Source organism: Rhizobacter sp. P3_C12 (assembly GCF_056402735.1).
This window is the reverse complement of record NZ_JBFUGW010000082.1, coordinates 1-24,367: the sequence shown is the minus strand read 5'-3', so window position 1 is coordinate 24,367 and position 24,367 is coordinate 1. Positions and strand designations below refer to the sequence as shown.

Below are 24,367 nucleotides of genomic sequence, written 5' to 3'. Positions count from 1 at the left end.
GCCAGGCCATCGCCGACATCGCGCTGCGCTGGCACCCGCCGACGCAGCTGCCGGTGGCGTTCCGCATCGGCGCGCCGGCCACCGCGGAGTTCCCGTTCGCGCTGTGGGACCGGCTCGCCCGCGACACCGCCGCGCCGCGCCGCCGGGCGCTGTCGCAGTACACCGATCCGGCCGGCGAGCCGGCGCTGCGCGAGGCGATCGCGCAGTGGCTGCTGGTGTCGCGCGGGATCCGCTGCGATGCGTCGCAGGTGCTGGTCACCTCGGGCTCGCAGCAGGGCATCGACCTGATCGGCCGGCTGCTGCTCGACCTGGGCGACGAGGTGATGGTCGAGGATCCGGGCTACCCGGGCATCCGCGCCAACCTGCTCGGGCAGGGCGCGCTCGTGCGGCCGGTGCCGCTGGATGCCGAGGGGCTGTGCATCGCGCAGGGTGCCGCGCGCTGGCCGCAGGCGCACATGGCGGTCGTGACGCCGACGCACCAGTTCCCGATGGGCGTGCACATGAGCCTGGCGCGCCGGCTGGCGCTGCTCGACTGGGCGCGCACGCGGCGTGCGTGGATCGTCGAGGACGACTACGACGGCGAGTTCCAGTACGGCGCGCACCGCATGCCGGCGCTGTGCAGCCTGCCGCAGTCGGAGCGCGTGCTGTACGTCGGCACCTTCTCGAAGACGCTGCACCCGGGCCTGCGGCTGGGCTTCATCGTGATGCCGCTCGCGCTGGCACCCGCCTTCGCGGGGGCGAAGGCCGTGACCGACCGGCACAGCCCCGGTGCCGCGCAGGACGTGCTGGCCCGCTTCATCACCGAGGGCCACCTGCTGCGCCACCTGCGGCGCATGCGCGAGCTGTACGCGCTGCGCCAGGAGCTGGTGATCGAGGCCCTGGCGAAGGCGAGCGGCGGTGCGCTGCGGCTGCTGCCGAGCGCGCAGGGCATGCACCTGGCGCACGAGGACGAAGCGGGCCGGCCGGACGAGCCGCTGTCGGCGCGCGCGCAGGAGGGCGGCGTGTACCTGGCGACGCTGTCGCGCTATGCGATCGAGGCGCCGCGGCGCGGCTGGCTGTTCGGCTATGCGGGGTACGACGAGGCGGCACTGCGGGCCGCGGCGCGCACGATTGGCAGGCTTGTAGCCCGGATGCCAATCCGGGGATCGTGACGCCGCACCCGGATTGGCATCCGGGCTACTCAATGCAGCGTGATCGGCAGGTCCGGGCCCTTGCCCGTCGCGATCGTCATTGCCTGCCGCGCGCTCCAGCCGGTCGACCAGCGCGCGAACTCGGCGGCCGGCATCGGCCGGCCCATGTGGAAGCCCTGGGCCTCGTCGCAGGCCAGTTCGCGCAGCAGCTCCCAGACCTGCGCGTTCTCGACGCCCTCGGCCACCACCGTGAGCCCGAGGCCGTGCGCCAGGTCGATCGTCGAGCGCACGATGCGCGCGTCGTCCAGGTCCTTCTCCATGTTGAGCACGAAGGACTTGTCGATCTTCAGCTCGTCCACCGGCAGCCGCTTCAGGTACGCGAGCGACGAATAGCCGGTGCCGAAATCGTCGATCGACAGCCGGAAGCCCAGCGCGCTCAGCTTGTCGAGCGTGGCCTGGGCGCGCTGCGGGTCGTCCATGATCGCGCTCTCGGTGATCTCCAGGCAGAAGGCCTCGGCCGGCACCGAATGGCGCACCAGCAGCGCATCGAACTTCTGCGGCAGCTCCGGGTCGAGCAGGTCGCGCGTCGACAGGTTGATTGAAATCGTCAGCGTCTGGCCGCTGTCGTGCAGGCGTTTCCACAGCTGCGCGGTCTGCTCGAAGACCCACAGCGTCAGCACCCGGATGAAACCGGTCTGCTCGGCGAACGGAATGAACTCCATCGGCGGCACCAGCCCGCGACGCGGGTGCTGCCAGCGCACCAGCGCCTCGGCGCCGACGACGCGTGCATTGCCGAGCGCGAGCTTGGGCTGCAGGTACAGCCGCAGCTCGTCGTGGTCGACCGCGTGGCGCAACTCGCTCAGCAGCGACAGCGTCTGCGAGCTTGCGGCATCGAGCGCCGCGTCGTAGACCATCGGGCCGTCGTGGTGGCGCTTGGCGGTGTACATCGCGACCTCGGCGCGGCTCAGCAGCACGTCGGCATCGCCGGCATGCAGCGGCCAGTTCGCGAGGCCCAGGCTCGCGCTGATGTCGACCGTCTGGTCTTCCAGCGTCAGCGCCGCGTCGAAGGCCTGGTTGATGCGCTTGGCGACCGTGCGGGTCAGCGCCACGTCGTTGGCCGGATCGAGCCCGGCCAGCAGCACCGCGAACTCGTCGCCGCCGAGCCGCGCGACCAGGTCGCCGCCGCGCACCGCCTGCTGCGTCAGCCGCTCGGCCACGCTGCGCAGCAGCAGGTCGCCGAAGCGGTAGCCGAGCACGTCGTTGACGTGCTTGAAGCGATCGAGGTCGAGCATGATCACCGAGACGGTCCGGCCATTCTTGCCGGCCGCGACGATCGCGTCGCGCACCGCGTTGCGGAACTGCAGGCGGTTCGGCAGCGCCGTCAGCGGATCCCAGTAGGCGAGCTTCAGGATCTCGTCCTGCTGCTCGCCGATGCTCTCGCGCATGCGCTCGAAGGCGCGGGCCACGTCGCCCAGCTCGTCGCTGCGGTCGAGGCCGCGCAGCGGCGTCGAGTAGTCGCCGGCACCCAGCCGTTCGGCCGCGGTCGCGAGGCGCCGCAGCGGCGTCGTCACGTGGCGCGCGGTCAGTACGCTGCCGATGCCGAACACCAGCACGCCGACCAGCGTCAGCGCGGCCAGCCCGAGCTGCAGCTGGCGGTACGGCGCGACCGCGTCGTCGACCGAGCGCAGCAGCAGCGCCGAGACGGCGGCGCCGTCGTGCTCGGCGAGCATCACGGTGCGGCCGCTGTATTCGTTGTCGAGCAGGCTCAGTGCCATCGCGGCCGAGCTGGCGGAAGCGTGGTTGCCGTTCACCTGTTCGAGTGTCAGCGCGGCCTGCTTCTCGAGCTGCTCGCGCGTGGCCAGCGGCAGCGTCGAGACGGCGGTGGTCCATGTCGAGCTCGCATCGCTGCGCACCTGCAGGCTGACCTGCAGCGACGACAGCGCATGCATGTCGTCGACCAGCCGCTGGTCGATCGGGAAGCCCATCAGCACCCAGCCGACCACCACCGGCGCGCGCATCGGCACCATCACCAGCTGGAACGGGCGGTGGCCGAGCACGACGATCTCGCTGGCGCGCTTGGAGGCGAGCGCCCGCGCGGCCAGACGCTGCGTGACCGGCAGCAGCTCCTGCAGGCCGGGCTGGGCGGCGGCGCGCAGCTGGAACTCGGTGTCGAGCAGCGCGGTGACGGTGGCGCCGATGCGCTCGCCGTGGTTGGCGAGCACCGACGCGATGGTGTCGGCATCGTTGCTGCTGACGGCGGCGCGGAAGCCGTAGTCGGCCGCCAGCAGGCTCGCGCCCTCAGTGAGCTTCTGCGCGTTCTGGTCGAGCACGCGGGTCAGCACGCGTTCGCCGACCAGCAGTTCGTCGTTGATGGCGGCGCGCGCGTTGCGATCGATGCTGGCGCGGATCGCGAGGAAGCTCGCGGCCTGCACGAGCAGCAGCAGCCCGAGGAACAGCACGACGATGCGCGTGCCCAGCGAACTGGCGATCCAGCGCGGCCAGTGGCGCGGGTGCAGCAGCTCGCGCAGCGGCGTCGGCGTCATGGCGCGCTCCCCGCGGCGACCGGCAGCTGGAGGCCGGCGAGTGTGTCGGCCTCGCCGATCGCGAGCGGCTGCGGCGCCGGCTCCTGGCCAGGCGCGACGCCGGCATGCCAGCCGCGCAGCCGGTAGCTGCCGGGCGGGAGGCCGTCGATGCGTGCGCGTCCGTCGGCGCCGGTGCGGGCGTGGTACGGCGTGTCGACGACGACCACCCAGGCGCTCATCCGGTCATGGATGTTGCAGCCGAGCACCGCGGCGCCGGGCTTGTCGAACACCACCGGCGCATTCGGCACGCCGGCGTAGAGCTTCAGCTCGAAGGTCTTGATCGGTGAGAACGAGTAGACGTGGTGCCGCACGGTGTCGAAGTTGGGAAAGGTGACCGGCGTGCCGACGGTGACGACCGTCAGCGACGGCTGGAACTGGCGCTTGCGCTGCGAGAGCTCGACGCCGGCCATCGGCTTGACGGCCGCCTTGCCGCTGGCGGGCTCCAGCATCACCACCGCATCGGCCAGCGGGCGGCCCGCCGGATCGGTCACCGCGACGCTGACGACCGCGCCGTGGGCGGCGGCGGCCAGCGACAGTGCCGTGGCACAGAGGCTGTGTCGGGTCAGGGACGGAAGGCGCAGACGCATGGTGGGTTGGAATCGCGGTCGATGGGGCATTGGTGCAGCGAAGGCCGCACCGCCTTCGGATATCGGCGGGCCGTCGACCGACTGAAGCCTGCACCCGGCGGCGCGTGCCGTGCATCACGCTTCGGCCCATCGCATGCACCGGGTCAGCAAACGCTTACGTTTTGGGCGCGTTGCTTCTCCCGGGTGCGTTTAGGCTGTGAAGCCCCCGGCTTCGGATACAGACCTTGTCGACCTCCTCACGACGTGCCCGCCTGGTGGCGCCCTGGTTGATGTTCATCGCCGCCTGCGGCGGGAGCAGCGATTCCGGCACGGCCGACGCCGGCGTGCCGGCCCCTGCCCCTGCCCCCGCGGCCTCCGGCACCTGCGACATCCCCGATTTCAATGCGCAGATGCTGGCGCGCATCAACGCCTTCCGCGCCAGCGCGCAGAATTGCGGCACCTCGGGCAGCTTCACGGCCGCGCCGGCGCTGGCCTGGAACGACAAGCTGACGCAGGCGGCCCTGGGCCATTCGCAGGACATGGCGACGAAGAACTACTTCTCGCACGACAGCCAGGACGGCCGCACCTTCTCCCAACGCATCACCGCGGCGGGCTACAGCTGGAGCGCCATCGGCGAGAACATCGCCGCCGGCCAGAACAGCATCGACAGCGTGATGACCAGCTGGCAGAACAGCGCCGGCCACTGCGCGAACCTGATGAGCAAGAGCTTCACGCAGGTCGGCGTGGCCTGCGTGCCGGGCGCGGCCGGTGCCGCGTACAGCCGCTACTGGACGATGGACCTGGGCAAGCCCTGATCCTGTCCGGGCCTGCTGTGACTCAGCCGGCGCTGGCGATCACGCCGCCGCCCAGGCAGACCTCGCCGTCGTACAGCACGGCCGACTGCCCGGGCGTCACGGCCCACTGCGCGGCGCCGAAGTTCAGGCTGAACCCGGCCTCGCTGCCTTCGAGCGCGCAGCCGGCATCGGCCTGGCGGTAGCGCGTCTTCGCGGCCATCGCACCGGCGAGCGGCGCCGCGCCGGCCACCCAGCTCGCATCGTCCGCCGTCAGCGCATGCGACTGCAGCCACGGGTGGTCGTGGCCCTGCACCGCGTAGAGCGTGTTGGCCGCCATGTCCTTGCGGGCGACGAACCACGGCGCGTGCTCGCTGCCGCCGCGCACGGCGCCCTTGTCCTTCAGCCCGCCGATGCCGATGCCCTTGCGCTGCCCGAGCGTGTAGAACGACAGCCCGACGTGCTCGCCGATCACCCGGCCGCGGTCGTCCTTGATGGGGCCCGGCTTGTTGGACAGGTAGCGGTTCAGGAACTCGCGGAACGGCCGCTCGCCGATGAAGCAGATGCCGGTCGAGTCCTTCTTGGCGGCGTTCGGCAGGCCGATCTCGGCGGCGATGCGGCGCACCTCGGTCTTCGGCAGCTCGCCGACCGGGAACAGCGTCTTGCTCAGCTGGGCCTGGTTCAGCCGGTGCAGGAAATAGCTCTGGTCCTTCAGCGGATCGAGCCCCTTCAGCAGCTCGAAGCGGCCGTCGCGCTCGCGCACGCGGGCGTAGTGACCCGTCGCGATCTTCTCGGCGCCGAGGCGCATCGCGTGGTCGAGGAAGGCCTTGAACTTGATCTCGGCGTTGCACAGCACGTCGGGGTTCGGCGTGCGGCCGGCCTGGTACTCGCGCAGGAACTCGGCGAACACCCGGTCCTTGTAGTCGGCAGCGAAGTTCACATGCTCGATCTCGATGCCGAGCACGTCGGCCACGCTCGCGGCATCGAGGAAATCCTGGCGCGTCGAGCAGTACTCACTGTCGTCATCGTCTTCCCAGTTCTTCATGAAGATGCCGATGACCTCGTGCCCCTGCTGCTTCAGCAGGTGGGCACTGACGGCGGAATCGACGCCGCCGGACAGGCCGACGACGATGCGTTGTTTCTTCACTTCAAGGGGACCGCAAAGACCGACTCGTCGGTCGTGATGAGGGACAGCGGGTGGTTGACGCCCGCCAGGTGGTCGTCGATGCAGCGCAGCAGCAGCGGGCTGCGGTGCCGGTGCACGCTCGCGCGGATCTCGTCGGGCGTCATCCACAGCGCACGCACGATGCCGGTGTCGAGCGCGCGCGACAGGTCGGGCTCGCCGACCGTGCCGCGGAACGCGATGCGCAGGTAGGTGTTGTCGCGCCCGGCGTCGCGCTCCGTGCGGGGGCGTTGCGAGCGCGACAGGTAGATGCCGACGATGCCGGTCGGCACGAAGGCGCGGGCGGTTTCCTCGAGCGCCTCGCGCACCACGCCCTGCAGCGGCGATTCGCCCGGATCGAGGTGGCCGGCGGGGTTGTTCAGGCACAGGCCGTCGGACGTGTGTTCCTCCACCAGCAGGAACCGGCCCAGGTGTTCGACGATCGCGGCAACGGTGACGCTGGGTTTCCAACGGGAGGACATCCGGCTGATTTTAAGGGCGGGTGTTGTGGCCCTGCATCGCGTGAGGGCGTGTGCCGGTTGTGAGCGCGAAAGCTTTGTGTAAGCTCTCGCGCCAGTTACACACACAAGATCCGACACAACAACGCACCCGAGGAGTCCGCCATGCTGATAGGGGTCCCGCTGGAAACAGCGGCTGGGGAAACGCGCGTCGCCGCGACCCCGGAGACGGTCAAGAAGCTCAAGGCGCAGGGCCATGTGCTGCGCGTGCAGTCGGGAGCCGGCATCGCTGCCAGCGTCACCGACGAGGCGTACGCCGCAGCCGGTGCCGAGATCGTCGACCGGGCCGGGGCCTTCGGCACCGAACTGGTGCTGAAAGTGCGCGCACCGTCGGTGGACGAGCTGCCGCTGCTGAAGACGGGCACCGCGCTGGTCGGCATGCTGAACCCGTTCGATCGCGACGGCCTGCAGCGGCTGGCCGAGGCCGGGCTGACCAGCTTCGCGCTCGAGGCCGCGCCGCGCACCACGCGGGCACAGAGCATGGACGTGCTGTCGTCGCAGGCCAACCTGGCCGGCTACAAGGCGATCATGATCGCGGCCGACCGCTACCAGCGCATTTTCCCGATGCTGATGACGGCGGCCGGCACCGTGAAGGCGGCGCGCGTCGTGATCCTCGGCGTCGGCGTGGCCGGGCTGCAGGCGATCGCGACCGCCAAGCGCCTGGGCGCGGTGATCGAGGCGAGCGACGTGCGGCCCTCGGTGAAGGAGCAGGTCGAGTCGCTGGGCGCGAAGTTCATCGACGTGCCGTACGAGACCGCCGAGGAGAAGGAAGCGGCCGAGGGCGTGGGCGGCTATGCGCGGCCGATGCCGCAGAGCTGGCTCGACCGGCAGAAGGTCGAGGTGGCCAAGCGCGTCGCGGCCGCCGACATCGTCGTGACGACCGCGCTGATCCCGGGCCGCGCCGCGCCGGTGCTGGTGACCGAGGAGATGGTGAAGGCGATGAAGCCGGGCTCGGTGATCGTCGACCTGGCCGCGGCGCAAGGGGGCAACTGCCCGCTGACCGAGGCCGGAAAGATCGTGGTCAAGCACGGTGTCACGCTGGTCGGCGAGACCAACCTGCCGGCGCTGGTGGCGGCCGACGCGAGCGCGCTGTATGCGCGCAACGTGCTCGACTTCCTGAAGCTCGTGCTGACGAAGGAGGGCACGTTCCACGTGCCGATGGACGACGACATCGTCGTGGCCTGCCTGGTGAGCCAGGGCGGCCAAGTCACCCGCAAATAAGGAGCGCGACGATGGATCCCGTGAGCCATACCCTGACCAACCTGATCATCTTCGTGCTGGCGATCTACGTCGGCTACCACGTCGTGTGGACCGTCACACCGGCGCTGCACACGCCGCTGATGGCGGTGACGAACGCGATCTCGGCGATCGTGATCGTCGGCGCGATGCTCGCCGCGGCGCTGACCGAGACGCCGCTGGGCAAGACGATGGGCGTGCTGGCGGTCGCGCTGGCGGCCGTCAACGTGTTCGGCGGCTTCCTCGTGACGCGGCGCATGCTGGAGATGTTCCGCAAGAAGGAGAAGAAAGCGATCGCCGCGCCGAAGGAGGGCTCGCAATGAGCATGAACCTCGTGACGCTGCTGTACCTGGTGGCCAGCGTCTTCTTCATCCAGGCCTTGAAGGGCCTGTCGCACCCGACCACGTCGATCCGCGGCAACCTGTTCGGCATGGCCGGCATGGCGATCGCGGCGCTGACCACGGCGGCGCTGATCGTCAAGCTGGCCGATGGCAACGCGCTCGGCCTCGGCTGGGTGCTGCTGGGCCTGTTGGTGGGCGGCACGGCCGGCGCGGTGATGGCCAAGCGCGTCGAGATGACCAAGATGCCGGAGCTGGTCGCCTTCATGCACAGCATGATCGGCCTGGCGGCGGTGTTCATCGCGGTGGCGGCGGTGGCCGAGCCGCATGCCTTCAGCATCGTCGCGAAGGGCGATCCGATCCCCGCCGGCAACCGGCTGGAGCTGTTCCTCGGCGCGGCGATCGGGGCGGTGACGTTCAGCGGCTCGGTGATCGCGTTCGGCAAGCTGTCGGGCAAGTACAAGTTCCGACTGTTCCAGGGCGCGCCGGTGCAGTTCGCCGGGCAGCATGTGCTGAACCTGCTGCTGGGCCTGGCGACCGTCGGCCTGGGCCTGGTGTTCGTGTTCACCGAAAGCTGGCCGGCCTTCTTCGGCATGCTGGCGCTGGCCTTCGTGATGGGCGTGCTGATCATCATCCCGATCGGCGGCGCCGACATGCCGGTGGTGGTGTCGATGCTGAACAGCTACTCCGGCTGGGCGGCGGCGGGCATCGGCTTCAGCCTGAACAACAGCATGCTGATCATCGCCGGCTCACTGGTGGGGTCCTCGGGGGCGATCCTGAGCTACATCATGTGCAAGGCGATGAACCGCTCGTTCTTCAACGTGATCCTGGGCGGCTTCGGCGGCGAGGCGGGCACGGCGGTGGCGGGTGCGCAGACGCAGCGCAACGTGAAGAGCGGCAGCGCCGACGATGCGGCCTTCGTGCTCGGCAACGCCGAGACGGTGGTGATCGTGCCGGGCTACGGGCTGGCGGTGGCGCGCGCGCAGCATGCGGTGAAGGAGCTCGCGGCCAAGCTGACGGCCAAGGGCATCACGGTGAAGTACGCGATCCACCCGGTGGCCGGGCGCATGCCGGGGCACATGAACGTGCTGCTGGCCGAGGCCGAGGTGCCGTACGACCAGGTGTTCGAGATGGAGGACATCAACGGCGAGTTCGGGCAGGCCGATGTCGCGATCATCCTGGGCGCGAACGACGTGGTGAACCCTGCGGCACACATCAAGGGCAGCCCGATCTACGGGATGCCGATCCTCGAGGCGTACAAGGCCAAGACGGTGATCGTCAACAAGCGGTCGATGGCGGCGGGGTATGCGGGGCTGGACAACGAGCTGTTCTACATGGACAAGACGATGATGGTCTTCGGGGATGCGAAGAAGGTCGTCGAGGACATGGTGAAGGCGGTCGAGTAGTCGGGCTGGCATTGGCGCTTCAAAGGCGCGTGCAGGGAGACTGTGGCTCGCCGGCCGGTGCGGTCATCGCCCCAGGGGGCGATGACTCCCCTGCGCTGACTGGTTTCATGGCCCGTCGCCGAAACTCCCGCCACTCACTTCGTTCGTTGTGGTCAAACAGTCGGCGACAGTCAGTCCACGAAGCGCGCTGCGCGCGCGGGCCATGAAACCAGCCAGCTCCGGCGCCCCGGCTTTATTGGCGCTCCACAACCTCCCCGCACGCGCCTTTGGGCCACCGCCCTGCTCCTTCTGGGGTGACAAGCGAACAAGTGAAGGTTGAGCCCGGGCTGTCGCCCGGGCTACGAGCCATGCTCGTCCTCCCCGAGCCGATGGAACTGTTCGTTGTGCGGAGTTACATAGGCCGTGGCGCCCTCACTGCCTGGTTTGGGTTGACCTCGATCAAGGTGATGAGATATCTTTCAGATATCAAAATTATCGAGGAGTACTGGCATGGCCAGCAAGGCTGTTTCGAATCAGATCGCCTTCCGGTATCGGGCGGCGGACACGGCGACGGGTGTCACCCGCGCTACTGCGCAACGGCTGGCCAGCCAACTGGGTGTCGACGAGACTCAGGCGATCCATCTCGCACTGCATGACCTTGCCCTCAAGGTCTTGCCGCAGTACGAGGCCGATGACGGCCCGTTGACGGCAACGCAGTTGCGCCAGATCCGCAAGCAGGCACCGAAGGGTACGAAGCGGTCGGTTCGCTCAAGTTTGTTCGGTTCTGAGACTTCATGAGTTGGTGGGGCGAGCCGACTGCGGGCGAGATTGTCTGGTGCCATTTCCCGGACAACATCAACCCGAAACCGAAGCCCCGCCCGGCGCTGGTCTTGACGGTGTATGACGACGATGCGCCGAAGTTCTCCGTGCAGGTGGCGTATGGAACGAGCCAGCGCACCACCGAACTGCACACGGGCGAATTCTCGATCCTTCGATCACGCAATGCCGCCGCATACATCGCGGCTGGGCTCAGCTACGACACCAAGTTCGACTTGAAGAACGCCGTTGTCCTGCCGTTCAACACCGACTGGTTCTCGGTGCCGCCTGCCGTGCCGCATGGCCAGAACCCCACGCTTGGGACGCTTCATCCGTCACTCGTACGCGCTGTGGAAGCGGCCTATCGCGCGACCCGCTCCGGGAAGAAGTAGGCCTTCACGCGTCGTCCTCTGTTCCGACCAGATCGACGTACTGGATGTTGATGTTCTTGATCTCGCTGAACTTCACCGCAAAGGTGTCGCCCGGGATCGGCGTCAGGAACTCCGGCTCGGCCGTGCCGGCGAAGTCGGGCACCACGCCGCGGAACGCCGAGGCCAGCACCAACGCGTCCGGTGCCTTGGTCTTCTCGTCGAACGAGAAGTAGCTCAGGATGCCGCTGTACAGCACCGGCGTATCGCCGACCTGCACCAGCACGTCGACCACCACCGTGCGGCCGTCCCGGTTCGAGCGGTTCTCGCCGGTCAGGATGTAGTGCCAGGGCGGCTTGAAGCGCAGGAAGCGGTGGCGGATGTCCAGCCCGCGGCGCTCGATCGCGGTGTTGATCGCGAGGCCCGCCACCAGCGGCAGCGTGAAGATGCTGATGAAGTACACCGCGTTGAACCACAGCGCGCCGCCGATCGCCGCCTCGGCCGCGAGGTACGGCGCGGTTGCGTTGTTCAGCGTCAGCAGCGCAAAGAAGTCGCGTGCCGCCGGCTGGCAGGCGCAGCCGCCGAGCAGCTGCCACGCATGGATCGCCAGCAGCCACCCGGTGTGCAGCAGCGCCGACACCAGCACCGCGGCAATCGCGTGGCCGGTCATCGAGCCGGAGATCACCGGGATCTCGCCGTTGTCGCGGATCTTGCCGGTCACCGCCAGCACGAAGATCGCGCCGGGCAGGTAGATCAGCAGCAGCAGGAAGGCCTGGAACGCGACGTTCAAGGTTTCTGGGCGGCCGGCGGCGTCGCGGGAAGCACCCTCAGATGCACGACCTTGCCGGTCGCGTCTTCAAGCTCGATCCTGCGGCCTTCGTCCTTCTGCGGACGGCTGGCGATCAGCTGGCGCCGATACTCCTGGCGCTTCTGCGGATCGCTCAACAAGGCCCGGACCACCGGATTGATGTTGACACTGGGCATGGGCTGAAATGTACGGTCAAACGGGTGGTTCAAACAGCCGGCCCCGCGAGCACCGTGGCCACCTCCGCCGCCGAGCGCACGCCCAGCTTCGCATACACCCGCGCCCGGTGCACCTCCACCGTCCGCACCGAGACGTGCAGCTCGTCGGCGATCACCTTGTTCAGCTTGCCGGCCGCCACCCGCAGCATCACCTCGTGCTCGCGCTCGGTCAGGCTCGACAGCCGCGCCTGCCGCTCGGCCACCTGGGCGCCCTGGCGCTGCATCGCGGCATCGACCGCCAGCGCCTGCGTCACCCGGTCGGCCAGCGCGTTGTCGACATACGGCTTCTCGAGGAAATCGAACGCACCCTTCTTCAGCGCCTCGACCGCCATCGGGATGTCGCCATGCCCGCTCAGGAACAGCACCGGGTTGCGCAGCCCGCGCGCGATCAGCTCGTCGTGCAAGCGCGGGCCCGACATCGGCTCCATCCGGATGTCGAGCAGGAACACGCCAGGCAGCGGGCGCGGGGTGGCATCGACGGTCGCCAGCAGCGCCGGCCCGTTGCCGTGCGGCCGCACGTCCAGGCCGTGCGACGCCAGCAGGAAGCCCAGCGCGTCCAGCACCACCGCCTCGTCGTCGACCAGGTAGACGACACCGGCTGGGGGAACGGGGCCGGGCCCGGGTCGGGGTTCGTTCATTCGTCGTCCTCCGCGGAAAGGTCCGACACCGCCAGGCCCACCGGCAGCGTCAGCGTGAACACCGCACCGCCGCCCACCGCGTCGGCGGCATCGAACATGCCCTGGTGCGCCTCGATGATCGAGCGGCAGATCGCGAGGCCCATGCCCATGCCTTCTGCCTTGGTCGAGAAGAACGGCGCGCACAGCGCCTCGATGCCGAGACCGCCGAATCCCGGGCCGTTGTCGCGCACGTCGATGCGCACGAAGCGGCCATCGGCGCTCAGCGAACTGCCGGCGACGATGCGCCGCTCGCCCGCCTGGTGGGCCAGCGCATCCCCGGCATTGCGCACCAGGTTGATCACCACCTGCTCGATCAGCACCGCATCGGCCACGATCACCGGCAGCGCCGCATCGAGTTGCAGCACCACCTGCACCTGCTGGCGCTGCAGCTCGCGGCGCAGCAGCGCGACGCCGCCCTCGATCACCGCGTTCAGCGCGCACGGCTCCAGCCGCGGTTCGCGCCGCGTCAGGAATTCGCGGATGCGCTGCACGATCGCGCCCGCATGGGCTGCCTGCTCGCCCAGCCGCTTCAGCGCCCGCATCACCACCGGGTCGGGCGACGGCAGCTTGTGCATCGAGTTCATCACGCCGGCGTTGTAGCTCGCGATCGCCGTCAGCGGCTGGTTCAACTCGTGCGCCAGCGTCGAGGCCACCTCGCCCAGCATCGTCAGCCGCGCGTGGTGGGCCATCGTCTCGGTCTGGCGGCGCTCGCGTTCCTCGAGCCGGCGCCGCTCGGTCATGTCGAGGATCGAGCCCATCCAGCCGATGTGCCCGCCGCGGGCGTCCACCAGCGGCGCCTCGAACACCATCACGTCGAACAGGCGCCCGTCGCGGTGCCGCCAGCGCGCCTCGTAGCCCTCGCGCGGCGCCTGGCCGGCCATGTTGCGCAGGTGCCGCTGCATGATCTCCTCGTGCGAGTCGGCCGGCCAGTACGGCATCGGCGGCAGCAGCCCGACCAGCTCGTGCGGCTCGTAGCCCACCATGTCGGCGAGCGTGCGGTTCACGTAGACGAGCCGGCCGTCGAGGTCGCGGGCGCGCAGCCCCACCGTCAGCGAATCCTCCATCGCCTGGCGCCACGCGGCCTCGGTGCGCCACGCCGCCTCGGCGCGCGACACGCCGTGCATCTGCCGCCGCAGCATCCAGGTGATGGCGGCGATCAGCGCGACGAAACCCGCCACCATCGCGACCGGCAGGCCGTGGTACCACGGCGGCACCACGTCGCGCGCGGTCAGTTCCAGCCAGCTGTCGGCCAGCGCCGGCGCCATGCTGATGCGCCAGCTCTGGCGGCCCTCCAGCGGCCGGTCCTCGGTGGTCGACGCGATCACCGCATCGAAGCCGTCGAGCAGCCGCACGTCGTACGTGCGGGCCAGCCACCACGGCACCGTCTGGCGCAGCATTTCACCGGGCGAGTAGCGGGCCACCAGCGTGCCGCCGGAGGCGAGCGGCGCCGACAGGTGGGCCGACAGGCCGGGGCCGCTGCGCGCGCCGTCCGGGCCGTCGGGCAGCTGCGCGACCAGCCGGTTGGCGGCGTCCAGCCAGGTCAGGCTGATCCAGAAGCGGTGCAGGCCCTGCTGCGCCTCGGGCAGCGTCGCGAGCGCCTGCGGGCCGGCGCCGCGGTGATCGAGCCGCGTCGCGACATCCTTCAGCAACAGCGTCTCGCGCTCGATGCGGGCGCTGGCCTGCGTCTCCAGCGACAGCGCGTCGGAGACCAGCGCGGCGCGCTGCTCTTCCAGGTCGGCCTGCTCGGTGGCGCGCAGCCACAGCAGCACGCCGGCCACGAAGATGAGCGACAGCAGCAGCGGCAGCGCCCACAGCCCGCGCCGCGCCGGCGGGCGCGGCGGCAGCGCGAGGGCAGGGTGGCGGGGCGGATCGGCCGGTGCGGGCATGGCGCGAAGTCTAGGTTCGCGCCGGGCACAACGGGCGGGCCGCGCGCGGTTGGCGGCGCCGAAATGTGGAACTCCACAACTTCCCGCGCTCCGGGCCGCCGACCAGAATCGCGCCGCAGTACAGACCACCCGGAGACAAGACATGACGCAAACCATCACGCGGTCGATCACGCGCCGCAGTGCGCTCGCCGCCGCCGCTTTGGCCCTGGCCGCCCCGAAGACCTTCGCGCAGGCGCCCATCGTCATCAAGTTCAGCCACGTCGTCGCCCCCGACACGCCCAAGGGCAACGGCGCGCAGCGCTTCAAGGAACTGGCCGAGCAGCGCAGCGGCGGCCGCGTGAAGGTGGATGTCTACCCGAACAGCCAGCTCTACAAGGACAAGGAAGAGATGGAGGCACTGCAGCTCGGCTCGGTGCAGATGCTCGCGCCGTCGCTCGCCAAGTTCGGCCCGCTGGGCGTCAAGGAATTCGAGGTCTTCGACCTGCCGTTCATCTTCAAGGACCAGGCGGCATTCCGCGCCGTCACCGAAGGGCCGGTCGGCGCCGACCTGTTCAAGAAGCTGGAGCCGAAGGGCGTCAAGGGCCTCGCGTACTGGGACAACGGCTTCCACATCATGAGTGCCAACAAGCCGCTGCACAAGGTGGCCGACTTCAGGGGCCTGAAGATGCGCATCCAGAGCTCGAAGGTGCTCGATGCCGAGATGCGCGCGCTCGGCGCGGTGCCGCAGGTGATGGCCTTCAGCGAGCTGTACCAGGCGCTGCAGTCCGGCGTGGTCGATGGCTGCGAAGGCGTGCCGTCGAACTTCTACACGCAGAAGACCTACGAGGTGCAGAAGCACACGACGATCTCGAACCACGGCCACCTGGCCTATGCGGTGATCGTCAACAAGAAGTTCTGGGACGGGCTGCCGGCCGACATCCGCACCATCCTCGAAGGCGCGCTGAAGGAGGCGACCGCGTTCGCCAACGACATGGCGACCAAGGAGAACATCGACGACCTCGAGAAGATGCGCGCGAGCGGCAAGACCACCATCTACACGCCGACCGCCGCCGAGCTCGACGAGTGGAAGAAGGCGCTGATGCCGGTGCACAAGGAGATGGCGTCGCGCGTGGGCCAGTCGACGATCGACGCGGTCTACAAGGCCGCCGGCTTCGTGCCCGCGAAGTAGGGCCTGCCATGGTCGCGCCGGTGCTGCGGTCCGTGAACCGCTTCCTCGATCACCTCGAGGAATGGCTGATCGCCGCCCTGATGGGCGCGGCGACGCTGCTGATCTTCGTCGCCGTGGTGCACCGCTATGCGGCCGCCGCGCACTACCCGGCCGTGCTGCAGCCGGTGCAGGATTTCCTGCTCGGCCTGAACCTGAGCTGGGCGCAGGAGCTGTGCATCTACATGTTCGTGTGGATGGCGAAGTTCGGCGCGGCCTACGGCGTGCGCCACGGCACGCACGTCGGCGTCGACACGCTGGTGCGCGCGCTGCCGCCGGCGCAGGCGCGCTGGCTGACCCTGGTCGGGTTGCTGGGCGGCGTGGTCTTCACCGCGGTGGTCGGCACGATGGGCGCGGTGTTCGTCTGGGACAACGGCTTCCACCACGCCCTCTTCAGCACCTTCGGCTGGGATGTCGGCGACGTACCCGAAGGCCCGACCTCGCCCGACCTGGAGGTGCCGACCTGGATCCCGTACGCCTGCATCCCGCTGGCGTCGTACCTGATGTGTTTCCGCTTCCTGCAGGTGATGTGGGCCTTCTGGCGGCGCGGCGAGCTGCCGCACCACGAGGTCGCGCACGTGGACGGACTGGACGACGAAGCCGGAGTGGCCGCATGAATGCATTGATCATCTTCGGCCTGCTGGTGCTGCTGATGCTGACCGGCATGCCGGTCTCCATCGCGCTCGGCCTCACGGTGCTGGGCTTCTTCTTCGGCATGACCAACGAGCCGATCGCGTCGATCGGGCTCAAGCTGTTCTCGGGCCTGGAGAAATTCGAGATCATGGCGATCCCGTTCTTCATCCTGGCCGGCAACTTCCTGACCAACGGCGGCGCGGCGCGGCGGATGATCCACTTCGCGTCGACGATGGTCGGGCACTTCTACGGCGGGCTGGGCCTGGCCGGCGTGCTGGCCTGTGCGCTGTTCGCGGCGATCTCGGGCTCGTCGGTGGCCACCGTGGTGGCGGTCGGCACCATCCTGCTGCCGGCGATGCAGAAGGCCGGCTACCCGAAGCGCTTCTCGGCCGGCGTGATCACCACCTCGGGCGCGTTGGGCATCCTGTTCCCGCCGTCGATCAACCTGGTGATCTTCTCGATCGCGACCAACGGCATGAACGCGACCGGGCCGGATGGCCAGCCGGTGGCCACCGCATCGGTCGGCGACCTGTTCATCGCCGGCGTGCTGCCCGGGCTGCTGCTGTCGCTGCTGCTGGGCGTGACCACCTGGTACCGGGCGCGCAAGTTCGACTATCCGCGGCTGCCGCGCGCCAGCTGGGGCGAGCGCTGGAAGGCCTTCCGCGAAGCGTTCTGGGGCATCGCGCTGATCGTGATCGTGATCGGCGGCATCTACTCCGGCATCTTCACGCCGACCGAGGCGGCGGCGATCGCGGCGGTGTACGCGTTCGTGATCTCGGTCTTCATCTACAAGGACCTGAAGCTGCGCGAGGTGCCGAAGGTGCTGCGCAACGCGGCCGCAATGAGCTCGATGCTGCTGTACATCATCACGAACGCGGTGCTGTTCTCGTTCCTGCTGACCTCCGAGCAGATCCCGCAGTCGATGGCGGCGTGGATGACGGGGCAGGGCTTCGGCGTGGTGGTGTTCCTGCTGCTGGTCAACATCATCCTGCTGGTGGCCGGCAATTTCATGGACCCGTCGGCGATCGTGCTGATCATGGCGCCGATCCTGTACCCGGTGGCCTGCAAGCTGGGGGTCAACCCGATCCACCTGGGCATCCTGATGGCGGTCAACATGGAGGTCGGCATGTGCCACCCGCCGGTCGGGCTGAACCTGTACGTCGCGTCGGGCATCAGCAAGATGGGCATCACCGAGCTGACGATCGCGGTGTGGCCGTGGCTGCTGACGATGATCGGGTTCCTGATCCTCGTCACCTACTGGCCGGCGCTGTCGCTGACCTTGCCGCACCTGCTGGCGCGCTGATCACATCACTGATCTACATCACGGCACCGAACTGCCACGGCACGAATTCGTTCTGGCCGTAGCCGTGGCGTTCGCTCTTGGTCAGCTCGCCCGAGGCGGTCGCCAGCATCTGCTGGAAGATCGCCTCGCCCAACTCGGAGACGGTCGCGGTGCCGTCGACCACGCTGCCGCAGTTGATGTCGATGTCGTCCTGCTGGCGCAGCCACAGCGCGGTGTTGGTCGACAGCTTCAGCGACGGTGACGGCGCGCAGCCGTAGGCCGAGCCGCGGCCGGTCGTGAAGCAGATCAGGTTGGCGCCGCCGGCGACCTGGCCGGTCGCGCTGACCGGGTCGTAGCCCGGCGTGTCCATGAACACCAGGCCGTGCGCCGTCACCGGCTCGGCGTATTCGCAGACGTCGACCAGGTTGGTGGTGCCGCTCTTCGCGATCGCGCCCAGCGATTTCTCGAGGATGGTGGTCAGCCCGCCGGCCTTGTTGCCGGCCGACGGGTTGTTGTCCATCTCGGCATGGTTGCGGGCGCAGTGGTCTTCCCACCAGCGCAGCCGCGCGAGCAGCTTGCCGGCGACCGCGGGCGACACCGCGCGCCGCGTCAGCAGGTGTTCGCCGCCGTAGATCTCGGGCGTCTCCGACAGGATCGCGGTGCCGCCGTGGCGCACCAGCAGGTCGACCGCGGCGCCGAGCGCCGGGTTCGCGCTGATGCCGGAGTAGCCGTCGGAGCCGCCGCATTGCAGCCCGACGCACAGGTGGCTCGCGCTGACCGGCTGGCGCTGCGTGCGGTTCGCCTCGGGCAGCATCTCGTGGATCAGCGCGATGCCGCGCGCGACCGCCTTCGCGGTGCCGCCGGCATCCTGGATGTTGTAGCTGTGCAGGCGCGGGCCGTCGGCCAGGCCGATGCCGGCAATCTGGTTGGTCTCGCAGCCGAGGCCCACCATCAGCAGCGCGGCGAAGTTCGGGTGCCGCGCATAGCCGGCCAGCGTGCGGCGCAGCACCTGCAGCGGCTCGCCTTCGCTGTCGGTCGCGCAGCCGGCGCCGTGCGTCAGCGCGACCACGCCGTCGACGTTCGGGAACGCGGCCAGCGCCTCGGGATGGATGTCGCGCCGGAAGTGGTCGGCGATTGCGCGGGCGACGGTCGCCGAACAGTTCACCGAGGTCAGGATGCCGAGGTAGTTGCGCGTCGCGACGCGGCCGTCGGCGCGCACGATCCCCTGGAAGGTGGCCGGGGTCTCGACGAAGGCCGTCGGGTGCGCATCGACGCCGACGGCGGGGTCGCGCTCGAAGCTCGAGAACTCGAGGTTGTGCGTGTGCACATGCTGGCCGGCCGCGATCGCCTGGCGTGCGATGCCGATCACCTGGTTGTAGCGCCGCACCGGCGCACCGGCCGCGATGTCACGCACCGCGAGCTTGTGGCCGGGCGGAATCAGGCCGCTGACGGTGACGCCTTCGGAGTCGATGCGCGTGCCCGACACCAGCTGGCGCCGCGCGATGACGACGTCATCGGCGGGATGAATGCGGATGGTGGGGGCAGTCATGTCCGTAGCCCGGATGCCAATCCGGGATGCATCACCCGTCGATCAGCTCCGGATTCCAGGCGTGCACCTTCTGCTGCTGCTCACCGAGGCCCTGGATGCCCAGCCTGATCGAATCGCCCGGCTTCAGGTACAGCTGCGGCTTCTGGCCCATGCCGACACCCGGCGGCGTGCCGGTGCTGATCAGATCGCCGGGGTGCAGCGTCATGAAGCGGCTCACGTAGCTGACCAGGTGCGCCACGTTGAACACCATCGTCTTCGTGTTGCCATTCTGGAAGCGCTTGCCATTCACCTCGAGCCACATCGACAGGTTCTGCGGATCGGGCACCTCGTCCTTCGTGACCAGCCACGGGCCGACCGGGCCGAAGGTGTCGCAGCCCTTGCCCTTGTCCCAGGTGCCGCCGCGCTCCAGCTGGTATTCGCGCTCCGACAGGTCGTTGACGACGCAGAAACCGGCCACGTGGTCCAGAGCGTCGGCTTCCGACACGTAGCGCGCCGTGCTGCCGATCACGACGCCGAGCTCGACCTCCCAGTCGCTCTTCAGCGAATTCTTCGGCAGCACGACCGGATCGTTGCAGCCGATCAGCGCGCTGCTCGCCTTCATGAAGATCACCGGCTCGGCCGGCACCGGCTGGCCCGATTCGGCGGCGTGGTCCGCATAGTTCAGCCCGATGCAGATGAACTTGCCGAGGCCCGCCCACGGCGGCGCGGTGCGGCCCGGCTGCGCGACCAGCGGCAGCGTCGACGGGTCCAGCTCGTGCAGCCGCTTCAGGCCGTGCGGCGACAGCGTCGCGGCGTTGATGTCGGCAAGCACGCCCGACAGGTCGCGCAGCTGGCCGTCGGCATCGACCAGCGCGGGTTGCTCGGAGCCCTTCGGGCCGTGGCGCATCAATTTCATGGGCTTCTCTTTCAGTGCTTCAGTTGGACCAGCCGCCGTCGATCACTTGAGCGGTGCCGGTGGTGAATCCCGACTCGTCGGACGCAAGATACACCGCCAGCGCTGCGATCTCGGCGGTGCTGCCGATGCGGCCGATCGGCTGCCGGGCGACGAACGCGGCCTCGACCTGTGCCACCGTCTGCCCGCTCGCCCCGGCCTGCGCCTCGATGCGCTGGCGCAGCGAGGGCGATTCGATCGTGCCCGGGCAGATCGCGTTGCAGCGGATGCCCTTCGCGACGAAATCCGCCGCGACCGACTTCGTCAGCCCGATCACCGCCGCCTTCGTCGTGCCGTAGACGAAGCGGTTCGGCGCGCCCTTGATGCTGCCGGCCACCGAGGCCATGTTGATGATCGAGCCGCCCCCGCCGGCCAGCATCGCCGGCAAGGCCGCGCGGATCGTGCGGTACATCGAGCGCACGTTCAGGTCGAACGAGAAATCCCAGGCCGCGTCGTCGCACTCGAGGATGCTGCCGGCATGCACGAAGCCGGCGCCGTTGAACAGCACCTGCAGCGGCCCGAGCCCGGCCACCAGCGACTGCACCGCGGCGCCGTCGCGCACGTCCAGGTGCTGCGCCGTGATGCCGGGGATGCGCGACAGCTCGGCCAGCGCCGCATCGTTGATGTCGGTCGCGATCACCCGCGCACCCTCGCGCGCGAAGGCCTCCGCGGTGGCGCGGCCGATGCCCTGGCCGGCGGCAGTGACGAGGGCGGCCTTGCCGGCCAGGCGTGGGTGCGTCGAGAGGGTCATGAGTTTCTCGTGGAGGTGTCCCGTGGGGCCACAATGATTGGTCTGGTGGTCTGACCAATTCGTCGAAAGCGTACGGGAAGCCTCCAGGAGCGTCAATCCGTGCCGCACCCCAACTCATGCCGCACTTCAGGTGAAACACCTTAGGGGGCGTGTCGAGACCATGGGACAGAATCGCCCGTTCGTTTCCGGAGACCCCAGATGGATAAGACTTGGCTCAAGCAGTACCCCAGCGGGGTGCCGGAGCAGATCGATGTCGAGCAGTACACGTCGCTCACCGCGTTGATCGACGAAAGCCTGAAGAAGTACGCCGACCTGCCCGCCTACAAGTTCATGGGCAAGGTCTTCACGTTCCGCCAGGTCGACGAGGCCTCGCGCGCGTTCGCCGCGTACCTGCAGTCGCTCGGGCTCGAGAAGGGCGACCGCGTCGCCATCATGATGCCCAACGTGCCGCAGTACCCGATCGCGGTCGCGGGCATCCTGCGCGCCGGCCTGGTGGTGGTCAACGTGAACCCGCTGTACACGCCGCGCGAGCTGGAGCACCAGCTGAAGGACTCCGGCTCGAAGGCCATCCTGATCATCGAGAACTTCGCCGCCACGCTGCAGGCCTGCCTGGCCGCGGTGCCGACGAAGAAGATCATTCTCGCGACGATGGGCGACATGCTCGGCTTCCCGAAGGGGCTGATCGTCAACTACGTCGTGCGCAACGTGAAGAAGCTGGTGCCGGCCTTCGAGCTGCCCGGCGCGGTGCCGTTCAACGACGCGATCTCCGCCGGCAAGCGCGCGAGCCTGAAGGCGCCCGCGCTCAAGCTCGACGACATCGCGGTGCTGCAGTACACCGGCGGCACCACCGGCGTCAGCAAGGGCGCGGTGCTGCTGCACCGCAACCTGGTCGCCAACACGCTGCAGGCCGAGGCCTGGTACCAGCCGGCGATGCGCAAGGTGCCGGCCGGCACGCAGATCATGTCGGTGTGCGCGCTGCCGCTGTACCACATCTTCGGCTTCACCTCGAACATGATGCTGTCGATGCGCACCGGCGGCTGCAACCTGCTGATCCCGAACCCGCGCGACATCCCGGGCGTGTTCAAGGAGCTGGCCAAGCAGCCGTTCCACAGCCTGCCGGCGGTCAACACGTTGTTCAACGCGATGGCCAACCACGCGCTGTTCAACACCGTCGACTGGAGCCACCTGAAGATCTCGGTCGGCGGCGGCATGGCGGTGCAGCAGGCCACGGCCAAGCTGTGGCTCGAGAAGACCGGCTGCCCGATCTGCGAAGGCTACGGCCTGTCGGAGACCTCGCCGTCGGCCACCTGCAACCCGACCGACAGCACCGCCTACACCGGCACCATCGGCCTGCCGCTGCCGTCCACCGAGCTGGCACTGCTCGACGACGACGGTCGCGAGGTGCCGCTGGGCACGCCGGGCGAGATCGCGATCCGCGGCCCGCAGGTGATGGCCGGCTACTGGCAGCGCCCCGACGAGACCGCGAAGGTGATGACGGCCGACGGCTTCTTCCGCACCGGCGACATCGGCACGGTCGACGGCAACGGCTACTTCAAGATCGTCGACCGCAAGAAGGACATGATCCTGGTCAGCGGCTTCAACGTCTACCCGAACGAGGTCGAGGATGTCGTCACGCAGATGCCGGGCGTGCTCGAGTGCGCCGCGATCGGCGTGCCCGACGCGAAGGCCGGCGAGGCGGTGAAGCTGGTGATCGTGCGCAAGAACCCGGCGCTGACCGAGGCCGAGGTGCGCGCGTACTGCGAGGCCAACATGACCGGCTACAAGCGGCCGAAGGTGGTCGAGTTCCGCACCGAGCTGCCGAAGAGCCCGGTGGGCAAGATCCTTCGGCGCGAGTTGAGGGACAAGAGTTGAAAGGCACGAGCTAAGAGACAAGACCTGACGATGCAGTGGAAGAGTGCCCCGGCGAGGGCGCCATGCTGATAAATTCGGGCCGCGGCTGACCGGCCGCGCCGCGCCCTGGGAGAGCTCTGGTGATCTGGACCAAAACTGACGCGGGACGAATCGAGATGACCACGCGCGCGCTCGTCAAGGAGCGTGCGCAGCGCAACCTGCTGCTGCTGATCGACGGTGCGAAGTCCGAGGAGATGCTGCTGGCCAACGTGGTCGGCGTGACGATCGACGACTTCCGGGCCCTCGAGACCCTGGGCCTGATCGCGCAGGTGTCGGGCAGCGGCAGTTCGCGCCTGAACAGCCCGCCGGCTGCCGCGCCGGCCCCTGCGCCGGCGGCCGCTTCGAGCAGCGTCGGCACGCCGGTCGACCCCGGCGAGCTCGACTACGCGAAGTTCACGTCCACGCTGACGCAGATGATCTCCAGCGAACTCGGGCTGCGCGGCTTCACGCTGACGCTCGCGGTCGAGAAGGCCAGCACCATCGAGGAGCTGCGCGACGTGGCCGACCGCACGATCGAGCAGATCCGCTCGCGCAAGGGCGAGCCCGCGGCGCACAAGGCGCGTCGCGCTCTGTACGGCGGCTGAGCTGGCGCAAGCTCCGGCGCGCCCCTGGTGGCGCAGGTTGATGCGGCTGCCGTGGCGGCTGTTGCGCGGCGTGCTGCTGGTGCTGGCAGCGCTCGTGCTGTTCATCGAGGAGTGGGGCTGGCGCCCGCTGACGGCCTTCGTCGCGCGGCTCGCCAAGTGGCCGCCGCTCGCGCGCTTCGAGGCGCTGGTGCGCGCCGCGCCGCCGCGCATCGCGCTGCTGCTGTTCCTCGCGCCGGCGGTTGCGCTGTTCCCGATCAAGCTGCTCGCGCTGTGGATCATCCACCGTGGCCATGCGCTGCTCGGCATCACGGTGATCGTCGTGGCCAAGCTGCTCGGCACCGCGATCGTCGGGCGGCTGTTCATCCTGACCGAGTCGCAGCTGATGCGCTTCGCGTGGTTCGCGCGGGCGCTGACGTGGTGGCGCGTGACGAAGCAGCGCGTGATGGACGCGCTGCGCCGCTCGGCCGCGTGGCGCGGCGCGCGGCGGCTGAAGACGCGCTGGCGGGCGTGGCGACGGCGCTGGCGCGGTCTCGACGAGCAGGACGGCTGAGGCAGAAGGGCTGGCACACTTCGGCCATGCCTCCTCGTTTCCATGTGGCCGAGCCGATGCTGGCCGGCGTCGAACTCAGCCTTCCTCCCGGTGCCGCGCGCCATGTGCAGGTGCTGCGCCTGCAGCCCGGCGATCCGCTGACGCTGTTCAACGGCGAGGGCGGCGAGTGGCAGGCCGAGGTCGTCCAGATGGGCCGCAGCGAGGTGCGCGTGCGGCCGCAGGCGCACGTGGCGATCGACCGCGAACTGGCGATCCACGTGACGCTCGCGCTCGGCATGCCGGCCAACGAGCGCATGGATGCGCTGGTCGAGAAGGCGACCGAGCTCGGCGTCGCGGCGATCCAGCCCCTGATGACCGAGCGCTCGGTGCTGCGCCTGAGCGGCGAGCGCGCCGACAAGAAGCAGGCGCACTGGCAGGGAGTYGCCGCCGCGGCCAGCGAGCAGTGCGGGCGCACCCGCGTGCCGCTGATCGCGCCGGTGCGCAGCCTCGCCGAC

25 protein-coding genes are annotated in these 24,367 nt (G+C 69.2%); 14 read left to right on the top strand and 11 right to left on the bottom strand.

The features are described 5' to 3' along the window. Positions 1-1,151 (top strand): MocR-like pyridoxine biosynthesis transcription factor PdxR (gene pdxR, locus AC1DXV_RS14935; RefSeq protein WP_477934243.1); only part of this gene is annotated, 1,151 nt, incomplete at its 5' end. 29 nt (positions 1,152-1,180) lie between these two features. Here the strand turns inward: pdxR and AC1DXV_RS14930 are convergent. Both AC1DXV_RS14930 and AC1DXV_RS14925 read right to left on the bottom strand, forming a co-directional pair. Then, the gene (locus AC1DXV_RS14930; protein ID WP_477934241.1) at positions 1,181-3,673 is read right to left on the bottom strand and encodes a putative bifunctional diguanylate cyclase/phosphodiesterase; all 2,493 of its coding nucleotides are present in this window, start codon (positions 3,671-3,673) and stop codon (positions 1,181-1,183) included. After that, the gene (locus AC1DXV_RS14925; protein WP_477867828.1) at positions 3,670-4,299 is read right to left on the bottom strand and encodes a methylamine utilization protein; all 630 of its coding nucleotides are present in this window, start codon (positions 4,297-4,299) and stop codon (positions 3,670-3,672) included. The genes AC1DXV_RS14930 and AC1DXV_RS14925 overlap by 4 nt, the downstream gene beginning before the upstream one ends. A 224-nt stretch (positions 4,300-4,523) precedes the next feature. Here AC1DXV_RS14925 and AC1DXV_RS14920 point away from each other — a divergent pair, with 224 nt between their 5' ends. Next, positions 4,524-5,093 carry a CAP domain-containing protein gene (locus AC1DXV_RS14920; RefSeq protein ID WP_477867826.1) on the top strand — a complete coding sequence of 190 codons (570 nt, stop codon included), beginning with the start codon at positions 4,524-4,526 and terminating at the stop codon, positions 5,091-5,093. A gap of 22 nt (positions 5,094-5,115) precedes the next feature. On the opposite strand, the gene mnmA is transcribed toward AC1DXV_RS14920, so the two are convergent. After that, on the bottom strand, positions 5,116-6,216 hold the full coding sequence (gene mnmA, locus AC1DXV_RS14915) for a tRNA 2-thiouridine(34) synthase MnmA (RefSeq protein ID WP_477867824.1): 1,101 nt from the start codon (positions 6,214-6,216) through the stop codon (positions 5,116-5,118). Further along, entirely contained in the window at positions 6,213-6,713 is a 501-nt protein-coding gene (locus AC1DXV_RS14910; protein ID WP_477867822.1) for an NUDIX hydrolase, read from the bottom strand. Before AC1DXV_RS14910 ends, mnmA begins: the two co-directional genes overlap by 4 nt. Before the next feature lie 141 nt (positions 6,714-6,854). Here AC1DXV_RS14910 and AC1DXV_RS14905 point away from each other — a divergent pair, with 141 nt between their 5' ends. The 5 genes from AC1DXV_RS14905 (at position 6,855) to AC1DXV_RS14885 (ending at position 10,916) form a co-directional block, all read left to right on the top strand. Further along, positions 6,855-7,970, top strand: coding sequence for a Re/Si-specific NAD(P)(+) transhydrogenase subunit alpha (locus tag AC1DXV_RS14905; protein WP_477934239.1), 1,116 nt, complete (start codon positions 6,855-6,857; stop codon positions 7,968-7,970). 11 nt (positions 7,971-7,981) lie between these two features. Next, positions 7,982-8,308: an NAD(P) transhydrogenase subunit alpha part 2 gene (locus tag AC1DXV_RS14900; RefSeq protein ID WP_047501305.1), complete on the top strand. Its 327-nt coding sequence runs from the start codon at positions 7,982-7,984 to the stop codon at positions 8,306-8,308. Further along, entirely contained in the window at positions 8,305-9,729 is a 1,425-nt protein-coding gene (locus tag AC1DXV_RS14895; protein ID WP_477867818.1) for an NAD(P)(+) transhydrogenase (Re/Si-specific) subunit beta, read from the top strand. The genes AC1DXV_RS14900 and AC1DXV_RS14895 overlap by 4 nt, the downstream gene beginning before the upstream one ends. A 489-nt stretch (positions 9,730-10,218) precedes the next feature. Next, positions 10,219-10,506 (top strand): hypothetical protein, encoded by a 288-nt coding sequence (locus tag AC1DXV_RS14890; protein WP_477865450.1) that lies wholly within the window; start codon positions 10,219-10,221, stop codon positions 10,504-10,506. Next, complete coding sequence (locus AC1DXV_RS14885) at positions 10,503-10,916, top strand: hypothetical protein (protein ID WP_477865449.1); 414 nt, start codon at positions 10,503-10,505, stop codon at positions 10,914-10,916. Before AC1DXV_RS14890 ends, AC1DXV_RS14885 begins: the two co-directional genes overlap by 4 nt. Before the next feature lie 4 nt (positions 10,917-10,920). On the opposite strand, the gene AC1DXV_RS14880 is transcribed toward AC1DXV_RS14885, so the two are convergent. From AC1DXV_RS14880 to AC1DXV_RS14865, 4 genes are read right to left on the bottom strand one after another with little or no spacing between them, the layout of a single operon-like run. Beyond that, positions 10,921-11,682 carry a hypothetical protein gene (locus AC1DXV_RS14880; protein ID WP_477865448.1) on the bottom strand — a complete coding sequence of 254 codons (762 nt, stop codon included), beginning with the start codon at positions 11,680-11,682 and terminating at the stop codon, positions 10,921-10,923. Then, positions 11,679-11,876: a hypothetical protein gene (locus tag AC1DXV_RS14875; RefSeq protein WP_477865447.1), complete on the bottom strand. Its 198-nt coding sequence runs from the start codon at positions 11,874-11,876 to the stop codon at positions 11,679-11,681. The genes AC1DXV_RS14880 and AC1DXV_RS14875 overlap by 4 nt, the downstream gene beginning before the upstream one ends. A 29-nt stretch (positions 11,877-11,905) precedes the next feature. Beyond that, positions 11,906-12,553: a response regulator transcription factor gene (locus AC1DXV_RS14870; RefSeq protein WP_477865446.1), complete on the bottom strand. Its 648-nt coding sequence runs from the start codon at positions 12,551-12,553 to the stop codon at positions 11,906-11,908. Continuing rightward, positions 12,550-14,478, bottom strand: a complete 1,929-nt coding sequence (locus AC1DXV_RS14865) for a sensor histidine kinase (RefSeq protein WP_477865445.1) — start codon at positions 14,476-14,478, stop codon at positions 12,550-12,552. The genes AC1DXV_RS14870 and AC1DXV_RS14865 overlap by 4 nt, the downstream gene beginning before the upstream one ends. A gap of 142 nt (positions 14,479-14,620) precedes the next feature. On the opposite strand from AC1DXV_RS14865, the gene AC1DXV_RS14860 reads away from it, so the two are divergent. The 3 genes from AC1DXV_RS14860 (at position 14,621) to AC1DXV_RS14850 (ending at position 17,618) form a co-directional block, all read left to right on the top strand. Further along, positions 14,621-15,646 carry a TRAP transporter substrate-binding protein gene (locus AC1DXV_RS14860; RefSeq protein ID WP_477865444.1) on the top strand — a complete coding sequence of 342 codons (1,026 nt, stop codon included), beginning with the start codon at positions 14,621-14,623 and terminating at the stop codon, positions 15,644-15,646. 80 nt (positions 15,647-15,726) lie between these two features. Beyond that, positions 15,727-16,299: a TRAP transporter small permease gene (locus tag AC1DXV_RS14855; RefSeq protein WP_477865451.1), complete on the top strand. Its 573-nt coding sequence runs from the start codon at positions 15,727-15,729 to the stop codon at positions 16,297-16,299. Continuing rightward, entirely contained in the window at positions 16,296-17,618 is a 1,323-nt protein-coding gene (locus AC1DXV_RS14850; RefSeq protein ID WP_477865443.1) for a TRAP transporter large permease, read from the top strand. Before AC1DXV_RS14855 ends, AC1DXV_RS14850 begins: the two co-directional genes overlap by 4 nt. 13 nt (positions 17,619-17,631) lie before the next feature. Here the strand turns inward: AC1DXV_RS14850 and AC1DXV_RS14845 are convergent, their stop codons facing one another. Genes AC1DXV_RS14845 through AC1DXV_RS14835 form a run of 3 tightly spaced genes read right to left on the bottom strand, consistent with a single transcriptional unit; the run spans position 17,632 to position 20,828 of the window. After that, on the bottom strand, positions 17,632-19,146 hold the full coding sequence (locus tag AC1DXV_RS14845; RefSeq protein ID WP_477865442.1) for a UxaA family hydrolase: 1,515 nt from the start codon (positions 19,144-19,146) through the stop codon (positions 17,632-17,634). 31 nt (positions 19,147-19,177) lie between these two features. After that, entirely contained in the window at positions 19,178-20,041 is an 864-nt protein-coding gene (locus AC1DXV_RS14840) for a fumarylacetoacetate hydrolase family protein (RefSeq protein ID WP_477865441.1), read from the bottom strand. 19 nt (positions 20,042-20,060) lie between these two features. After that, positions 20,061-20,828: an SDR family oxidoreductase gene (locus tag AC1DXV_RS14835; RefSeq protein WP_477865440.1), complete on the bottom strand. Its 768-nt coding sequence runs from the start codon at positions 20,826-20,828 to the stop codon at positions 20,061-20,063. A gap of 198 nt (positions 20,829-21,026) precedes the next feature. Here AC1DXV_RS14835 and AC1DXV_RS14830 point away from each other — a divergent pair, with 198 nt between their 5' ends. From AC1DXV_RS14830 to AC1DXV_RS14815, 4 genes are all read left to right on the top strand, one after another. Further along, positions 21,027-22,700 carry a long-chain-fatty-acid--CoA ligase gene (locus AC1DXV_RS14830; RefSeq protein ID WP_477934237.1) on the top strand — a complete coding sequence of 558 codons (1,674 nt, stop codon included), beginning with the start codon at positions 21,027-21,029 and terminating at the stop codon, positions 22,698-22,700. A gap of 119 nt (positions 22,701-22,819) precedes the next feature. Beyond that, positions 22,820-23,323 carry a hypothetical protein gene (locus AC1DXV_RS14825; protein WP_477873345.1) on the top strand — a complete coding sequence of 168 codons (504 nt, stop codon included), beginning with the start codon at positions 22,820-22,822 and terminating at the stop codon, positions 23,321-23,323. A 40-nt stretch (positions 23,324-23,363) separates the two neighbouring features. Next, a complete protein-coding gene (locus AC1DXV_RS14820; protein WP_477873343.1) occupies positions 23,364-23,873 on the top strand; it encodes a hypothetical protein in 510 nt (169 codons plus the stop codon). A gap of 26 nt (positions 23,874-23,899) precedes the next feature. After that, positions 23,900-24,367, top strand: a 468-nt coding sequence (locus AC1DXV_RS14815; RefSeq protein WP_477934235.1) for a 16S rRNA (uracil(1498)-N(3))-methyltransferase, incomplete at its 3' end; no start/stop codon positions are given.

Bases quoted from the DNA above. Each gene is read 5' to 3' on its own strand.
- AC1DXV_RS14930 (WP_477934241.1), bottom strand. From the start codon at position 3,673: ATGACGCCGACGCCGCTGCGCGAGCTGCTGCACCCGCGCCACTGGCCG.
- AC1DXV_RS14925 (WP_477867828.1), bottom strand. From the start codon at position 4,299: ATGCGTCTGCGCCTTCCGTCCCTGACCCGACACAGCCTCTGTGCCACG.
- AC1DXV_RS14910 (WP_477867822.1), bottom strand. From the start codon at position 6,713: ATGTCCTCCCGTTGGAAACCCAGCGTCACCGTTGCCGCGATCGTCGAA.
- AC1DXV_RS14905 (WP_477934239.1), top strand. From the start codon at position 6,855: ATGCTGATAGGGGTCCCGCTGGAAACAGCGGCTGGGGAAACGCGCGTC.
- AC1DXV_RS14900 (WP_047501305.1), top strand. From the start codon at position 7,982: ATGGATCCCGTGAGCCATACCCTGACCAACCTGATCATCTTCGTGCTG.
- AC1DXV_RS14895 (WP_477867818.1), top strand. From the start codon at position 8,305: ATGAGCATGAACCTCGTGACGCTGCTGTACCTGGTGGCCAGCGTCTTC.
- AC1DXV_RS14890 (WP_477865450.1), top strand. From the start codon at position 10,219: ATGGCCAGCAAGGCTGTTTCGAATCAGATCGCCTTCCGGTATCGGGCG.
- AC1DXV_RS14885 (WP_477865449.1), top strand. From the start codon at position 10,503: ATGAGTTGGTGGGGCGAGCCGACTGCGGGCGAGATTGTCTGGTGCCAT.
- AC1DXV_RS14875 (WP_477865447.1), bottom strand. From the start codon at position 11,876: ATGCCCAGTGTCAACATCAATCCGGTGGTCCGGGCCTTGTTGAGCGAT.
- AC1DXV_RS14870 (WP_477865446.1), bottom strand. From the start codon at position 12,553: ATGAACGAACCCCGACCCGGGCCCGGCCCCGTTCCCCCAGCCGGTGTC.
- AC1DXV_RS14865 (WP_477865445.1), bottom strand. From the start codon at position 14,478: ATGCCCGCACCGGCCGATCCGCCCCGCCACCCTGCCCTCGCGCTGCCG.
- AC1DXV_RS14860 (WP_477865444.1), top strand. From the start codon at position 14,621: ATGACGCAAACCATCACGCGGTCGATCACGCGCCGCAGTGCGCTCGCC.
- AC1DXV_RS14855 (WP_477865451.1), top strand. From the start codon at position 15,727: ATGGGCGCGGCGACGCTGCTGATCTTCGTCGCCGTGGTGCACCGCTAT.
- AC1DXV_RS14850 (WP_477865443.1), top strand. From the start codon at position 16,296: ATGAATGCATTGATCATCTTCGGCCTGCTGGTGCTGCTGATGCTGACC.
- AC1DXV_RS14845 (WP_477865442.1), bottom strand. From the start codon at position 19,146: ATGACTGCCCCCACCATCCGCATTCATCCCGCCGATGACGTCGTCATC.
- AC1DXV_RS14840 (WP_477865441.1), bottom strand. From the start codon at position 20,041: ATGAAATTGATGCGCCACGGCCCGAAGGGCTCCGAGCAACCCGCGCTG.
- AC1DXV_RS14835 (WP_477865440.1), bottom strand. From the start codon at position 20,828: ATGACCCTCTCGACGCACCCACGCCTGGCCGGCAAGGCCGCCCTCGTC.
- AC1DXV_RS14830 (WP_477934237.1), top strand. From the start codon at position 21,027: ATGGATAAGACTTGGCTCAAGCAGTACCCCAGCGGGGTGCCGGAGCAG.
- AC1DXV_RS14820 (WP_477873343.1), top strand. From the start codon at position 23,364: ATGCGGCTGCCGTGGCGGCTGTTGCGCGGCGTGCTGCTGGTGCTGGCA.